At 72.4% G+C, this 15,448-nt stretch carries 10 protein-coding genes; 6 read left to right on the plus strand and 4 right to left on the minus strand.

The genetic code is table 11. The features are described 5' to 3' along the window. Positions 1–65: 65 nt before the first annotated feature. Both ACFZBU_RS11240 and ACFZBU_RS11245 read right to left on the minus strand, forming a co-directional pair. Positions 66–1,196 carry an acetate/propionate family kinase gene (locus ACFZBU_RS11240; protein ID WP_391583240.1) on the minus strand — a complete coding sequence of 377 codons (1,131 nt, stop codon included), beginning with the start codon at positions 1,194–1,196 and terminating at the stop codon, positions 66–68. Between the two features lie 557 nt (positions 1,197–1,753). After that, positions 1,754–2,416 (minus strand): response regulator, encoded by a 663-nt coding sequence (locus ACFZBU_RS11245; protein WP_391583241.1) that lies wholly within the window; start codon positions 2,414–2,416, stop codon positions 1,754–1,756. A gap of 263 nt (positions 2,417–2,679) precedes the next feature. Between ACFZBU_RS11245 and ACFZBU_RS11250 the strand changes: the two genes are divergently transcribed. Continuing rightward, positions 2,680–4,347 (plus strand): GAF domain-containing protein, encoded by a 1,668-nt coding sequence (locus ACFZBU_RS11250; protein WP_391583733.1) that lies wholly within the window; start codon positions 2,680–2,682, stop codon positions 4,345–4,347. 163 nt (positions 4,348–4,510) lie between these two features. Here the strand turns inward: ACFZBU_RS11250 and ACFZBU_RS11255 are convergent, their stop codons facing one another. Next, on the minus strand, positions 4,511–7,207 hold the full coding sequence (locus ACFZBU_RS11255) for a GNAT family N-acetyltransferase (RefSeq protein WP_391583242.1): 2,697 nt from the start codon (positions 7,205–7,207) through the stop codon (positions 4,511–4,513). A gap of 267 nt (positions 7,208–7,474) precedes the next feature. On the opposite strand from ACFZBU_RS11255, the gene ACFZBU_RS11260 reads away from it, so the two are divergent. The 5 genes from ACFZBU_RS11260 to ACFZBU_RS11280 all read left to right on the plus strand — a co-directional run bounded on the left by ACFZBU_RS11260 (position 7,475) and on the right by ACFZBU_RS11280 (position 14,516). Continuing rightward, on the plus strand, positions 7,475–7,792 hold the full coding sequence (locus tag ACFZBU_RS11260; RefSeq protein WP_391583243.1) for a chaplin: 318 nt from the start codon (positions 7,475–7,477) through the stop codon (positions 7,790–7,792). 444 nt (positions 7,793–8,236) lie between these two features. Then, a complete protein-coding gene (locus ACFZBU_RS11265) occupies positions 8,237–9,445 on the plus strand; it encodes a hypothetical protein (RefSeq protein WP_391583244.1) in 1,209 nt (402 codons plus the stop codon). Continuing rightward, the gene (locus ACFZBU_RS11270; RefSeq protein WP_391583245.1) at positions 9,438–10,739 is read left to right on the plus strand and encodes a hypothetical protein; all 1,302 of its coding nucleotides are present in this window, start codon (positions 9,438–9,440) and stop codon (positions 10,737–10,739) included. Before ACFZBU_RS11265 ends, ACFZBU_RS11270 begins: the two co-directional genes overlap by 8 nt. A gap of 49 nt (positions 10,740–10,788) precedes the next feature. Continuing rightward, complete coding sequence (locus tag ACFZBU_RS11275; protein WP_391583246.1) at positions 10,789–13,332, plus strand: S8 family serine peptidase; 2,544 nt, start codon at positions 10,789–10,791, stop codon at positions 13,330–13,332. 242 nt (positions 13,333–13,574) lie between these two features. Continuing rightward, positions 13,575–14,516, plus strand: a complete 942-nt coding sequence (locus ACFZBU_RS11280; RefSeq protein ID WP_391583247.1) for an NAD(P)H-binding protein — start codon at positions 13,575–13,577, stop codon at positions 14,514–14,516. A 107-nt stretch (positions 14,517–14,623) separates the two neighbouring features. Here the strand turns inward: ACFZBU_RS11280 and ACFZBU_RS11285 are convergent, their stop codons facing one another. After that, positions 14,624–15,382 carry an LPXTG cell wall anchor domain-containing protein gene (locus tag ACFZBU_RS11285; protein ID WP_391583248.1) on the minus strand — a complete coding sequence of 253 codons (759 nt, stop codon included), beginning with the start codon at positions 15,380–15,382 and terminating at the stop codon, positions 14,624–14,626. Positions 15,383–15,448: the final 66 nt, after the last annotated feature.

Genomic DNA, 15,448 nt, shown 5'->3' on the forward strand with positions numbered 1-15,448 from the left:
GGGTGCGCCGTGCCGACAGCTGCCCCGGGGCCCGGCCCACTCCGGCGCACCGCGGCGAAGCGGGTTCATCCCACCGTCGCGCGGGTTTCGCGCGCGATGCAGACATCCTCCCCGGCGGTGACGACCACGGTTCGCACCCGCGCACCCGCCTCGCCGATCTCGCCGTCGGCGCGCGTCGCGGCGTTGGCCTCGGCATGCAACCGCACTCCCAGGAATCCCAGCTCGGCGACCGCCTCGGTGCGCAGCGTTTCGTCGTGTTCGCCCACCCCACCGGTGAAGGCCAGGACGTCCAGGCCACCCATCGCGGCGGCCATCGCGGCGATCCTGGTACGCACCCGGTACGCGTAGATCCCGCGCGCCAGTCGCGCGCGCGGATCCCCCGCGTCGGCGTCGGCCCGGATCGCGCGCATGTCGCCGCCGTGCCCGGCCAACGCGCTCAGCCCCGCGCCATGCTCCAACACCTGCTCCAAGTCGTCGAGTTCGACCCCGTTGCGGAGCAGCCACACGAGCATGCCGGGGTCCAGGTCACCGGCGCGGGTGGCCATCACCAGGCCCTCCGTGGGGGTGAAGCCCATCGTGGTGTCGACACAACTCCCGCCCCGGATCGCGGCCAACGAGGCCCCGGCACCGAGGTGGCAGGTCACCACGCGCGCCGATGCCGGGTCCGTACCGGTCAGTTCACAGGCCCGCGCCGACGCGTAGGCGTGGGACAGGCCGTGGAAGCCGTAGCGGCGCAGGCCCCACTCGGCGCGCCACGCCTCGGGGAGCGCGTAGGTGCTCGCCTCGGCGGGGAGGGTGTGGTGGAAGGCGGTGTCGAAGCAGGCGACCGCGGGCAGTTCGGGACACAGTTCGTGAAGCGCGTCGATGCCGGCGATCGCCCGGTCCTGGTGCAGCGGCGCGAGCGGGCGCAGCGCGGCGATGCGCGCGTACACCTGCGGATCGAGTCGGGCCGGCCCGGTGAAGTCGGCGCCGCCGTGCACGATGCGGTGCCCGACGGCCTCGACGGATCCCGCCGAGCGCACGAACTCGGCGATCGCCGCGGACGGGATCGTGTCGGTGAAGCTCACGTTCGAGGTATGGACGATCGTGTCGTCCGGGTCGACCACCGACAACTTCAGGCTGGAGGAGCCCGCGTTGACGACCAGGACGCGTCCGCCGGCGCCGGCATTCGTACTGCGGGTGGCCTCAGCGGACATCGCGCACCCCCGTCTCGGCCGAAGCGCGCAGCGGCCCGCCGGCGGCGACTCGGGCGTCGATCGCCTGCCTGCGCCGCCGCCCGTCGGGTCGCCACGACGGTGGCCGTAGGACAGGCGAGTCGCTCTCGCGTACGCGCCATTCGGGATCGGCCGGACCGGGCCCGCGCGAACGAACGCCCCGACACGGAATCCGCGGCATCGGCGCCGGGCAGGCGGTGACCACTCCCGGTGCCGCTGCGATGTCCGTCGAACACGGATACGACGCACACGTCTTCGCGCGGCGACCGGCGAAGCGCCGGTGTGCGGACGCGGGAGCCGTCCGATGATGGGCGATGAGGGACACGACGACCGCCTCCTGGTGGTGCATGCGTCGATGACGCTTCCCAGGACAGCGCACTTCACGCGTACGCACCCGGGCCGAACGGCCCTGTCGGTCCGCCGAAGGGCGCACACGGCCGGACATCGACGCACCCCGGACCCGCTGTCGGTCGGGGTGCGTCGGTGGGTGTCGGTGTGCGTCGGTGTGCGTCGGGATCCGCGCGGACCGCCCGCCGGCCTCAGGTCCGGCGCCGCTCCTTGCCCTGGTGCAACTCCGTCGCGTACACCGCCGCCTGGACACGGCGTTCCAGGCCGAGCTTGTTGAGCACCGCGGAGACGTAGTTCTTGACGGTCTTCTCCGCCAGGCCCAGGTTCTCGGCGATCTCCCGGTTCGTCTGGCCCTGGGCGATGTGCTCCAGGACCTGCTTCTCCCGCTCGCTGAGCCCGGTGGGGCCCGGTTCGGCGGCGGGTCCCTTGCGTACTCGTTCCAGAACACGCGTGGTCACCGCCGGATCCAGCAGGGACTGCCCGGCGGCGACCGCGCGTACCGCCGCGATCAGGTCCTGCCCGCGAACCTGCTTGAGCACGTAGCCCGCCGCTCCCGCCATGATCGCCGCGAACAGCGCGTCCTCGTCGTCGTACGAGGTCAGGATCAACGCGTTGATCTCCGGGAAGCGCGAGCGCACCTCGCGGCACACGTCGATGCCGCTGCCGTCCGGCAGGCGCCCGTCCAGGATCGCCACGTCGGGGCGCAGTGCGGGGATGCGCCGGGTGGCCTCGGCGGCCGAACCCGACTCGCCGACGATCTCGATGTCGGGTTCACCGCCGAGCAGGTCGGCCAGGCCCCTGCGGACCACCTCGTGGTCGTCCAGCAGGAACACGCGAATGGGCGGTGTCGACACGGCCCTCCTCCGGAGGTCAGTCGTGGCTCTATGGTCGCTGTTGTCATCGTCGGACGCCGAAGGCTCCCGTATCCGTCACCGTAGCGGGCGGCGCGGCCTCGGGGCCACGGTCGGCGGGATCACGGTCGATCGACGACGGTGCGTTCGAGGGGGAGAGGACGCGCGAGGCGTGGTTTGACACGATGGGCTCACGAAGAGTTTCGCCGGATGTACCAACCGTGGGAGGGGCTGTGGCGTCGGACGAGCGACCGGCATTGCCGCGTATGCGCTTGGACGAGTTGCTGGACGAGCTCCAGGCCCATGTGGAGGTGGTGCGCGCGACTCGGGACCGGGTGAGCGGGCTGCTGGAGGCCGTGCTCTCGGTGGGCAGCGACCTGGACCTGGAGACCGTGCTCCGGCGGATCGTGGAATCGGCGGTGACCCTGGTCGACGCCGAGTACGGCGCCCTCGGGGTGATCGGCGACGAGCGGCTCGCCCGCTTCCTCCCGGTGGGCATGGACCCGGAAACCATCCTGCGGATCGGGCCCTTCCCCACCGGGCGCGGCATCCTGGGGCTGATCATCCGGGATCCGCATCCGCTGCGCCTGCACGACCTCTCCGAACACCCGGAGTCGTTCGGATTCCCGCCCGGCCACCCGCCGATGAACACCTTCGTGGGCGTGCCGATCCGGATCCGCGACACCGTCTTCGGCAACCTCTACCTCACCGAGAAGCGCGGCGGCGCGGACTTCGACGAGGACGACGAGGCGGTCCTGCGCACCCTCGCGGCGGCGGCCGGCGTCGCCATCGACAACGCGCGCCTGTACGACGACGTCCGCCGCCGCGAACGCTGGCTCGCCGCGACCTCCGACCTGACCCGCAGCCTGCTTTCCGGCGACAGCCCCGCCGACGTGCTGCGCACGTTCACCGAGACCATCCGGGACATGACCGACGCCGACCTGGTCACCCTCGCGGTACCCGTGCCCGGCACCGACGACCTGGTCGTCGAGGCCGCCGCGGGCCCCCTCGCCGACCGCGTCCGCGGACTGGTCCTGTCCGGCGAAAGCACGCTGATGGGCAAGGTGTTCGGCTCGGGTGAGACGATCACCAGCAGCGATCTCAGCCACGACCCGGGGGCGGTGGTGGCAACCGCCGTCGGGTCCGAACTCGGCTCCGCTTTTCTGCTGCCGCTCGGCACCCCCGAGCGCATCCGCGGCGTGCTCCAGGTCGCGAACCGGACGGAGCGTCCGCAGCTGACGGAAGCGGTGCTGCGCATGGTCACCGGCTTCGCCGACCACGCCGCGCTGGCCCTGGAGATCGCGGAACGACGCCGCGACGCGGAGCTGTTGACCGTACTCCAGGACCGCGACCGGATCGCCCGGGACCTGCACGACCTGGCCATCCAACGCCTGTTCGCCACCGGCATGACACTCCAGAGCGCGACGCGCTTCATCGAGCACCCCGAGGCCCTGGAGCGGGTCGAATCGGCGGTGGACGCGCTGGACGACACGATCAAGGTCATCCGGTCGACGATCTTCTCCCTCAAGTCCCGAGGGCGCGACGCCGGCCCGGGACTGCGCTCGCGCTGTCTGCGCGAGGTGGACGCGGTCACCGAAATGCTGGGCTTCGCCCCGACGTTGCGCGTCGACGGCCTGCTGGACACGCGGGTGCCGGAGTCGATTGCGGCCCAGGTGATCGCGGTGTTGCGCGAAGCACTCGCGAACGCCGCCCGTCATGCCCACGCAAGCCGCGTGGAGGTACACGTCGAGGCGGACGACACGCACGTGCGGGTACGAGTACGCGACGACGGCGTGGGTCCGCCACCGGCCCCGACCCGCGACAGCGGACTCGGCAACATGCGGGAGCGGGCCGAAAACCTCGGCGGAGCCTGCACGTTCGGACCGTCCCCGGACGGCGGCGCCGTCCTGGAATGGCACGTCCCCCTGGACTGACCACGCGAAAGCCGCTCGGCCCGACAACTCCCGACACCGGGCAGCGGACGACGAACCACCCGACGGGCGGACCGTGACGATCCACGCCCCGCTCGGCGTCCTGCATGGTGTCCGGGACCGCTGCACCGGTGTCCCGACCGGCCCGGGCTTCCGGGTTCCGGGTTCAGCGCAGTCGCCGCAGGTACGGGTCCCGTCCGTGGCGCGGGGCCAGGCGGATACGGGCGTCGACGACGGTGACGCCGTCGGGACGGGCGACCAGCGGATTCAGGTCGGCTTCCACGAGCTGGGGCACGTCGTCCGCGAGCCTGGACAGTCGGTGCAGGATGTCCTCGACCCCGGCGGTGTCGGTGGCCGGCGCGCCCCGGTGGCCGTACAGCAGCGGTGCCCCGCGTGAATCGGCCAACAACGAGTGGGCATCCAGGTCGGTCAGCGGGGTCAGCCGCGTACCGTGGTCGGCGAGTACGTCGGTGGTCACTCCGCCGAGTCCGAACACCACCAGTGGGCCCAGCACTTCGTCCTGGGTCACCCCGGCGATCAGTTCGACACCCGGCGCGGCCATGGGCTGCACGACCACGCTCTCCATCAGGGCCCCGATCCGGTGGGCGAGATCGGTGAACGCGGCGCGCACCGCGTCGTCGCCGACCAGCCGCAACCGGACCCCGCCCACGTCGCTCTTGTGCACGATGTGCGGTCCGTACGCCTTGAGCACGACCACGCCGTCGACGCCCGACGGAGCCAGTTCACGCGCCATCGCCACCGCCTCCTCGGCGTCGAAGGCCTGCCGCCACGGACTCACCCGGATGCCGTACGTGCCCAGCATGCGCGCGCACTCGCGAGGCGGCAGCCAGCCACCGTCGGGCTCGCGCAGCAGGAACTCGGCGGCGAGCGAGCGGGCCGCGCCGCGATCGACGTCGTTCAGCGCCGGCACCGTGCCGCGGGGCCGGGTCGACCACATCGCCCGTTCGTAGGCGTGCGCGAGCGCCACGGCGGCCGTGCGTGCGTCCCCGTACACCGGCACCGTGCCGCCCACGGCGGGCAACAGGTCCACGGCGGCGGCGCGTTCGGGGGCGATCACCAGCACGGGCCGCGCACGGACGGCGGGACCCTCCAGGATGTCGCCGAGCGGATCGCCGAGCGCGGTCGGGGCCAGGGCCAGGACGACGGCGTCCACGTGGCCCGCCGCCAACACCCGGTCCACGCACCGGCGCAGCGTCTCGCCGTCCACGGTGGCGGTGGTGTCCACCGGGTTGGCGCACGCGGCGCCGGCGGGCAGGAGCGCGCCGAGCTCGGCCTCGACATCGGGGCCGAAGCGCGGCACGGCCAGGCCCGCGTCCACGCAGGCGTCCGCGGCCAGTACCCCGGCGCCGCCCGCGTTGCCGATCACCGCCACCGAGGCGCCGTCGGGCAATGGCTGGGAGTGCAGCAAGGCGGCCACCGCCACCAGGTCCCCGAGGGTCTGCACGGCGGTCACTCCCGCCTGGCGGAACAACGCCCCACGCGCCACGGTCGGGGTCACCGCGGCGGCCGTGTGCGACCCGGCGGCGCGACGGCCGGCCGCGGAACGCCCCGCGTCCACGGTCAGCACCGGCTTGGTGCGGCCCACGGCGCGCGCGATCCGGGAGAACTTGCGCGGATTGCCGAAGGACTCCAGGTGCAGGATCGCCATCGTGGTCCGGGTGTCGGCCTGCCACCACTGGAGCATGTCGTTGCCGCTGACGTCGTACTTGTCACCGAGCGACGCGAAGGTCGACACCCCGATCCCCAGCCGGTTCAGCTGCTCCGTCAACGCGATCCCCACTCCGCCGGACTGCACCGCCACCCCGGCGCTGCCGGCAGCGGGCACGACCCAGCCGAAGGTCGCGTTCAGCGCGGTGGCGGGATCGGTCTGCGCGATGCCCAGACAATTCGGGCCGACCATCCGCATGCCGTGCCGGCGGACCGAGTCGTGCACCCGCGCGGCCTGCTCCGGCGTTGCGCCCGAGGTGATCACGACCAGGGCGCGCACGCCGGCGCGTCCGCAGTCCTCGACCAGATCGGGAACCCGGTCCGCCGGCACGGCCACCACCACCAGGTCCGGCACCTCGGGAAGCAGGTCCGGCGTCGGGAACGCGGGCACCCCGTCCACCTCGGTCGCGGTGGGGTGCAACACCGCCAGGGTCCCGGTGAAGTGCGCCGCCTTCAGGTTCCGCAGCAGGGCCCGGCCGACGGAGTCCGCCCGACGGCCCGCGCCCGCCACCGCGACCGATCGCGGTGCGAACAGCGGCACCAGACTGGCCACGTCCGCGAGGGCCTCCCGCCGCGCCAGGGCGGTCAGGTATCGCTCGGTCGAGGGAATGTCGCCGTCCAGCGGGATCACGCAGTTCATCACCCCCGCCACGAGGCGGTTGCGCACCGGCAACCCCATGTCCTCCAGGACCCGCAACATCGGCCGATTCCACGGCAACGTGTCCGCGACCAGCGTGTGCACCTTGTCCGCGCGGGCCATCGTGACCACGTGCTCGATCAGCAGCGTGCCGATCCCCCTGCCGTGCCAGGCGTCGGCCACCGCCAGAGCGAGTTCGGCCTCGCCCGAGTCGGGGTCCCCGTTGTACTCGACGACCCCGACCACCTCGCCCCCGTCGTGGGTGAGCGCGATCAGCGCACCGCACCCGGCCCGGTCGGGTGTGGTCACCCGATCGGCGGTTTCCCGCACCGACGTCTGCGAAGCGCCGAAGAACCGCAGGTACAGACTTTCCGGCGACATCGTGTGGTGCATCGCCAGTACCCCATCCCGGTCCTCGGGTCCCGGCGGCCGCAGCAGAACCGTCTCGCCGTCCGCGGCCAACGCCCAGACCTCGTGCGGAGTGCCGAACTCGTTCATGGACCCGTCCCTTCGGCCGAGGCGCGTACGCGCCGCTCCCCCTCACCCTCGCGCCGATCCCCGACCCGGGGCAGGGCCGACCGGTCCCCCCGCCCGGGCCGAACGACCCTGCCCGCCCCCATCCGACAGCGGAGGCGACCGCGCCGGCCGCAGCCGGCGCGCGTTCGGGTGAATGAGTGCACCGTCCAGTTGCCTCGCGGGGGTGGCGTCGTTGGAGGTCTTGTGCGTCGCACTCGCGGCGCGGACGGGCGAAAAACGGAGAGTGCAGTGAACACGTACAAGAAGGCCACGATCATGGCGGCCGGCACCGCCGCTCTGGTGATGGCCGGCGCCGGAGCCGCCAGCGCCCAGGCCGACGCCGACGGTGCCGCCGTCGACTCCCCCGGCGTGCTCTCCGGCAACAACATCCAGATCCCGGTGCACATCCCGATCAACCTGTGCGGCAACACCGTCGACATCATCGCCGCCCTCAACCCGACGTTCGGCAACACCTGCCTGAACATCGACGGCGACGACGACCACGACGAGCACCACGAGGGCCACGAGGGCCACAAGGGCGGGGACTCCGGCGGCCACCACGGCTGATCCCCCGCCGACACCCATCTCGGACGTTCCTCCACGTCCGGCACACCGCGACCCCCGCGCTGCATCCCGCGGGGGTCGCGGCATGTCCGGCCCCACTACGACGAGCGACCCCGACATGCACACCATTCGTGGTCGCCCGCCCACACACCGTCACCGATCCTGCCGACAGGACCGCCGCATCGGAGCAAGAGATGCAAAGCGGTCGATTCGTGCTGCACTGGATTCATGGACGTGCGGCCGTCGGCGTGCCGTGGACGGACATCGCGCCCCATGCCGTCGAGCGCGCGTTCAAGCCCATCGCCGGCGCCTCGAAACCCACCCCGACCCGACTCGCGAACGCCTACCGGGTGGGCCGGCAACTCCCGGCCCCGACCGAGGCGCCCGCCGCCGACGAGGAACGACACACCACGCCGAACCGGCCGGGACGATGCGAAAGGCAGCACCATGGACACCCTCGACGAGCGAGTCGAAATCGCCCGCGCCCTGCTGTCCGCCGGGATCACCCCGGCAGACCTCGAACTCTCGCCCGACCTGGCCGCCGCGCCGGAAGGCCCCGTCCTGGCCGCCGACCTCGGGATCGTCTTCCCCGATGGGCTCGCCCCCGTGCCCCAGCCCTTCGACGTCGATCCGTCCCCCGACGCCGCGCTGCCTCGCGCCGACGTCGTCGTGATCACCTGGACCGTCGCCGAACAGGACGCCCTCGCCGACGTGTTCACCCAGGGCTTCGGTCGGCTGCGCTGGTATCGGTACACCCGCCGCTTCGAGGAGCACTACCGGCCGCTGATCAGGGGCGGAGCCCCCTCGCTCGCCGCCCGCCCACCACGCCTGGGCTCGTACTTCCCGGTCAGGCTCGGCAATCTGAACGTGCTGTGCGTGAAGTCCGAACTCCACCTCAACCAGGACGGTCGCAAGACCGGCGAAGGCACCGCCACCCTGCCCGTCCGGGACTTCTTCGAGCAGATCATCGAGGAGGTCCGGCCGCGCGTGATCGCCACCATCGGCACCTCGGGCAGCGTCTTCGGCGACTTCCCCCTGGGCGACGTGGTGGTCACGCGCGCGGCGAAGTTCCGCTGTCAAAAGGAGTTTCGCAACGAGGCGTTCAACGGCCGCACGTTCCGGTGCGACCGCGCCTTCCCGCTCGGCCGGATCGAGGACGCGCAACGGCTCATGCGCGGCTTCGCCGCCCGGCTCACCGAACCGCCGCTGGGCCCGCCCTCCACCCGTTTCCCCTTCGCCGGGCCGCTGGTGCGGCCCCCCGACAACATCCCTACGGTCCGCATCGAGCAGGACGCGCGGGACATGCCCGAATTCCACCCGATCCTGACCACCGACTACTTCGAGTACGGCACGTCCACCAACGGCCTGGAAAACGAGGGTGCGGCGGTCGAGATGGGCGACGCCGCGCTCGGCCTGGCCTGCGCCGGTCTCACCGACGCGGGCTCGGATCACGTGCCCGACTGGGTGGTCGTCCGCAACATGTCCGATCCGCAGATCAACGGCGAACTCCCCACCCGCGAATTCCGCCTCAATCCGCAGACCATGTGGGCGGTGTCCTACTACGAGGCGTACGGCTACTGGACCAGCGTCTGCGGTGCGCTCACCACATGGGGCCTGCTCGCGGGGCTCTCCGAGGCGGGCATCGACGATGCCTGACCCGCCGGCCGTCACCCGGCTCCCGATCGAGGTCGAGCTGCTGTTCGAGCTGATGCCGTGCAATGCGTTGCGCACCTCGCAGTTCGCCGGCCCCGGAGCCCATCCGTGCGCCTACTTCCGCTCGTGGGGTACCTACCACGCCTACGACTACGATGCCGACGAGCCGCCGCCGGACGCCTCGATCGTGCGGCCCTCGCACTACACCGGCCGCATGACCCCGCTGCCGGAGCCGTTGTCCGGTTGCCGCAAGGCCCCGATCCTCGCCGTCGGCATCAATCCCAACCTCCCGGGCTGGTGGCCGGACAGCCACGGCTCGCTCACTCCCGACTTCGACTCCGTGCGCCAATACGCGCACTACTTCCGCCACCGAGGGGTGTTCAAGCCCGAGTTGCCCGACGACGCGTATCGCGCCTTCGGCGGCGGACCCGACGACGATCCCCTGGCCGGGATCCCGCTCACCGTTCCCGAGAACGCCCACGGCCGCCGGGAGATCGCGGTCCGCGAGCAGCCGCAGCGCATGTATCTCGTCTACCAGGAGCTGCTGGACGCCCTCGGCGCGGAACTGGGCCTGGACCGGGGCACGCTCACCGTCGGCGAGGACCTGTCGTACGGCAACATGGTCGCCTGCGCGTCGGCCAAGTGGACCACCCGACCCGACCCGCAGAACCCCGCCCTGCCGCCGATGACCGACGAGCAGCGGGTCGGGATCGTCGGCGAGTGTTTCCGTACCCGCCGCCATCTGCTGCGGCAGATGTTCCAGTCGCTGCCGGCCGTGATCCTGGTGCTCGGGCAGAGCACCGCCAACGCCTTCACCGGCGAACTCGGCGACCGCCTGGCACCGATACCCGCCCCGGAGACCCCCATGGCGCAGCTGATGGCGAGCGAGATCCGGCTCGCCTACGGCACTCTCGACGACGGCGAGGAGCTCGACGCCCGGGTGTTGTTCGCCCCGCATCCCACCGGGCATCCCGACGACTACGCGCGGGCCCGGCCGCTGCTCGTCGAACAACTCCTGCACGAGGCCCGCTCCGGCCGGCTGGGTCAGGACGAACGTATCGGGCATCTGACGCGTCCCCGCGGCTCGTGCTCCTTCTGCCCGCTGCTGGACATCGGCCCGTGCCCCTACGCCGACGTGCTCACGCCGCTCCCCGGGGGCGGCCCCACCCTGCTCGCCGACGGATCGACGCCGGTGGCGGCGGAGAAGCGCACCCAACTGCGGCTGCTCGACGGCATCACCGAACGGGCCGCGCCCGTCGCCGAGGTCTGGGCCCACACCGACGACCGGGAGGACTGACGCCGTAGAAGTCCCACCGGCGCCGGCGCCCTCCGAAAGCGAGACCACGATGGCCGGGACAACCGACCCCGAGGGGGCAGTCGACCCGCGGTACCGCATCGCCGTCTACTTCGACGGCGACCGTGAGGCCGAGCGCATCGAGGCGATCCTCGGGGAGCGCACGCACCGCTATCGGGGGGTCGTGCTCGCCGAGACCTCCGCGGAGCGGATCGGCCGACTTCGCGCGGCCGGCTGCATCGTCGACGTCCGCGCCGATCTCACCGCCGAACACGCGGCCCGGAGCGAAGGCACCGCAACCGACGCGGTACCCGGCAGCGCCGGCCCGCAGAGCATGTTGCCGCCGCGCGGCGCCGGCGCGGCCGGCACCACCGACCGAGTCGCGCCCGACCCGGAGTTCGTGGCCGACCTCACCGAACGTGCGATGGGCGCGGGCGAACAGGCCGCCGCCGACCCGGAGACCGCGGTGCCTCTTCCCGCGCCGTCGGGCGAGCCGCAGTACAACACCTACCTGGTGCGCATACCCGGTCCGCTGGACCGGGACCGCCGTGCCGCCTTCGCCGAGATCGGGGCCCGCATCGTCGAGTTCCAACCGCCCGGCACCTACCGGCTCCGTCTCACCCGCGAGCAACGCGACCGGGTCGCCGACCTGTCGTGGGTGATCGCGGTGCGCCCCTGGGACCTCGCCGACACGGTCACGTACGCGCTCGGCGACGCGCTCGCCCTGGACGCCCGGCGGGCCGCCGGTCCACAACTGGCCGGCGACGAGGGCGCCGCCGTACCGGACCCGTACCTCGACACCTTCGACGTGCTCGTGCACGACCCCCTCGACCTCGCCACGCTCCGCCCCGCCCTCGACGCCACGCCCGGCGTCGAGGTGCTCGCCGCCGTCGATGTCATGCTGCGCTTTCGCACCGACCTGACCGGGGACCGGCGGCGCGACCTGCTCGCCGTCGTTGCCGCCCGGGAGGAAACCCGTCGGGTCGCCCCCTATCGGCCGCCTCTGCTCTATGCCGACCATGCCCGCCGGCTCGTCGGCGTGGACCGCATCGGACCCCGAGCCGACGGCGACGGGCCGGCGGCTCCGGTGCCCTGGACCGGGGCGGGCGAGATCGTCGGCGTGTTCGACAGCGGCGTCGACGGCACCCACCCCGACCTCGTCGACCGCGTCGCCGTGAGCGAATCCCTGGTCGGCGGCGACGCGTTCGACCTCTGCGGCCACGGCACCCACGTGGCCGGCATCATCGTCGGCTCCGGCGCGGCGAGCGGTGGCCGAATCACCGGTGTCGCCCCTGGTGCCCGGCTGGCCGTCTTCCGCGTCTTCGACGAGGACAACCGCCTCCACGTGGGCCCCAGCCTGGGCCCGCTGCTCGCCCGTGCCGTCGACGCGGGAGCGCACATCATCAACCTCAGCTGGGGCAACCCGCTGTCCGGCAGCTACGACCAATACTCGCTCGCCGTGGACAAGTTCGTCGCCGAGCATCCCGACGTGCTCGTGATCGTCGCGGCCGGCAACAGCGGCGTCGCCCCCAGGGGAACCCACGAGTTCAACACCTGTGGCACCCCCGCCACCGCCAAGAACGTGCTCACCGTCGGCGCGTGCGACACCGACCGCGACAACGACGGCCTCGCGGAGCTGACCTGGGATCGTTTCCGTCAGCCCCAGTTCCCGTTGCCGCCGGCCGGCGGCGAACACGTGTGCGGCAACCCCGACCTGCCTGCCGCGATCAGCAGTCGAGGCCCCAGCGACTACGGCAGCGTGGTGCCGCATCTGCTGGCCCCGGGCACCTTCGTGCTCTCGGCCCGCAGCAGCAGCGCACAGATGGACCCGCGGCTGCCCTGGCGCGAAAACCCCGACCACGACGGGCGCTACGTGTACATCGGCGGCACCAGCATGGCCGCTCCCGTCGTCGCCGGCGCCGCCGCCGTGGTCCGGCAGTACCTGCGCGAGGTGCACCTGCTCGCATCGCCCTCCGCCGCGCTCATGAAAGCCGTCCTGATCGCCGCGACCCGCCGCCTGCCTTCGCTGCGCACGCCGAACAGCGCGCAGTATCTCGGCTACCCCGACTTCGACCAGGGCTTCGGGCGGTTGGACCTGAGCATCGTCCTGCCCACCCCCGACGCGCCGGCGGATCGCCGGCTCGTGTGGGCCGACCTGCCCGACGCCGATCCCGACGCGCTCGAAGCGTTCGCCGACCCGGAGGGCACCCGGCGCGGCAGTCGCGCCTACCGCCTCACCGTGCCGGCCGGCCCGCACCCCGACGACCTGCGCGTGGTCCTGGCCTGGACCGACCGGCCGGGCAGCGCCGTGCAGAACAACCTCGACCTCGCGGTGACCACACCCGACGGCACCATGCTCGTGGGCAATCAGGAGCACACCTACAACAAGGTCCCCGGCTTCGACCGCAGCGCCGTGCTGCGACTCACCGGCCTCCCGCTCGACCGCGCCAACACGGTCGAGTCCGTCCGCATCGGCAACCCGCCGCCCGGCACCTACACGATCAAGGTGTTCGCGCAGAACACGCCCTTCCCTGCCCAGGGTTACGCGCTGTGCGTCGCCGGTCCGATCGACGAGGCGGGGCTGACGACGCCCTGAGGACGGAGTGCCTCGATCGGCGGTGGGACCCGTGCGGCCCGGCGCTCGGATACGGTCGCTCGGGCGGCCGCGCACCGCCCGAGCGGGTCGCCGCACTCCGCCGGCGGCTCGGGAGCCGGACCGCTCCCGGGTGTTTCGCCACCCGAACGTCGGGCAGTCCCATCCCGATCCCGGCCTTGCCGACCACGGCCGGGTGTCGGACCGTCTCGACCGGAGGCCTCGTGTCGCAAGGTGCGGAAACCATGCGGATCGCCGTCACCACCCCGACCGGCAACGTCGGCCGCCATGTCGTCGCCACGCTGATCCGTGCCGGGATCCGGCCGCGCCTTCTGCTGCGCGCGCCCGACCGGCTGGCTTGCGACATCCGGGAGGAGGTGGACGCGGTGCGGGTCGACCAATACGACGCCGACGCGGTGGTGGCCGCCACGGCCGGTGTCGATGCGCTGTTCTGGGTGGATCCGACCACCGGCAGCGAGGATCCGCTCGCCGACTATGCCCGCGCCACCGAGAGCGTGGTCCGCGCCGTCACCGAGAACGGGATCGGCCGGGTCGTCTTCCAAAGCAGCGTCGGCGCCGAGAAGAGGCACGGCGCCGGCGAGATCGACGGACTCGCGCACACCGAAACCGCGTTGGACGACACCGGCGTCGACGTCGTGCACCTTCGCTGCGGCTACTTCTTCACCAACCTGGAACTCCAACTCGACGCTCTGCGAGCCGGTGTCCTGGAGGTGATCCTTCCGCTCGACCAGCCCATGGCCTGGGTCGCACCTCGCGACATCGCCGAGGTGGCCGCGACCCGCCTGCTCTCACTCGCCTGGTCCGGACGCTGCGTGCAAGCGGTGCACGGACCCGCCGACCTCACCTGGCGACAAGTCGCCGAGATCCTGACCGCCGCCACCGGTCGGCGGATCGACGTGCGACGCATCGACGACGACGCCATGCGCGCCCGCCTCCGCCAGGCCGGGATGACGGACGGATTGGTCGAGGCCGTACTCGGAATGTCGACCGGTCTGCGGGAGGACTTCGTCCCCGAACAACGCCGCACCATCCACACCACCACGCCGACCACCCTCACCGCATGGGCCCACGACCACCTCCGACACCGGATCCTCGACGCCGCGGATGCCACGGACGACGCCACCGGTGAGTCGGCCGCCGCGGGGGAGCACGCGTCCGGGCGGTGACCCGGTCGTGGTCCCGCCGGCCGATGTCGGCTCGGCGGGACCAATCCATCAACAGCGCCCGTCGATCAGCAGGACCCGCCGTACCCGGCCGGGCCCGATTCGGACCGTCAGGCGGCGTGGTTGCCCCGACGCCGGCGCAGCAGGATGCCGCCACCGACCAGGACCGCGGCGACGGCGAGGAGCCCGCCCACCGCGACCGAGCCGGTCTGCGCGAGCGACTTGCCGCCACCGGTCGACGCGGGCTTCGAGGGGGTCGGGACGACCGTGTCCGAGGCGCTCGGCGACGCGGACGACGAAGGCGTCCCGGTACCGGCCGACGAGGTGACGGGCGCGGGGGTCTTCGTGCCGTCGGTCGGCGGCTTGCTGGTCGAGGGAGCCGCGGTGGTCGGCGGCGCGGTGGTCGTCGGGGGCTTGGTGGTCGGCGGCTGGGTCGTCGGCGGCTGAGTGGTCGGCGGCTTGGCCGGGCAGGCGTGCGACAGGTTGAACCAGTCCACCTTGCCGCCCTTGACCTCGGCGACCGCGGAAGTCAGCGTGGCTCCGGCCGGCGATGCCACGTACGCGTGCTTGCCGGTGGGGGGACCGAAGTTGGTGATCACCTGCAGGCCGCCCGGCTCGAACGTCACGGTCAGCTTGACGAAGACCGTTCCGTTCGTGGGGAGAACGAAGTGCCAGCCGTCCTTGTCGGTGGGGATCGTCGGGCACTCGCCCCGCTCCACCCCGTTGCCGGTGGCGGTCAGGGGAAGTTTCTGGTGCACGTTCACGGTGTACGTATCGCCGGTGGCGAAGGCCGGCGCCGCGCCGGCGGCCAGAACGAGCGGCACGGCGAACGCGGTGGCCCACCGTACGGCCTTGGAAGGCGAAGACATGGTGATACCTCTTGGGCAGAAGTGAGTTGCAGCCCAGGGATCCTTCGTGTCGCCCGGCACGAGAAT

Origin of the sequence: Embleya sp. NPDC008237 (assembly GCF_042956465.1) — a bacterium.
In the GTDB taxonomy this organism is placed as follows: domain Bacteria; phylum Actinomycetota; class Actinomycetes; order Streptomycetales; family Streptomycetaceae; genus Embleya.

Excerpts from the sequence above, each read along its gene's own strand:
- ACFZBU_RS11255 (WP_391583242.1), bottom strand. The coding sequence starts at position 7,207 with ATGAACGAGTTCGGCACTCCGCACGAGGTCTGGGCGTTGGCCGCGGAC.
- ACFZBU_RS11265 (WP_391583244.1), top strand. The coding sequence starts at position 8,237 with ATGGACACCCTCGACGAGCGAGTCGAAATCGCCCGCGCCCTGCTGTCC.
- ACFZBU_RS11270 (WP_391583245.1), top strand. The coding sequence starts at position 9,438 with ATGCCTGACCCGCCGGCCGTCACCCGGCTCCCGATCGAGGTCGAGCTG.
- ACFZBU_RS11285 (WP_391583248.1), bottom strand. The coding sequence starts at position 15,382 with ATGTCTTCGCCTTCCAAGGCCGTACGGTGGGCCACCGCGTTCGCCGTG.
- ACFZBU_RS11250 (WP_391583733.1), top strand. The coding sequence starts at position 2,680 with ATGCGCTTGGACGAGTTGCTGGACGAGCTCCAGGCCCATGTGGAGGTG.
- ACFZBU_RS11240 (WP_391583240.1), bottom strand. The coding sequence starts at position 1,196 with ATGTCCGCTGAGGCCACCCGCAGTACGAATGCCGGCGCCGGCGGACGC.
- ACFZBU_RS11275 (WP_391583246.1), top strand. The coding sequence starts at position 10,789 with ATGGCCGGGACAACCGACCCCGAGGGGGCAGTCGACCCGCGGTACCGC.
- ACFZBU_RS11280 (WP_391583247.1), top strand. The coding sequence starts at position 13,575 with ATGCGGATCGCCGTCACCACCCCGACCGGCAACGTCGGCCGCCATGTC.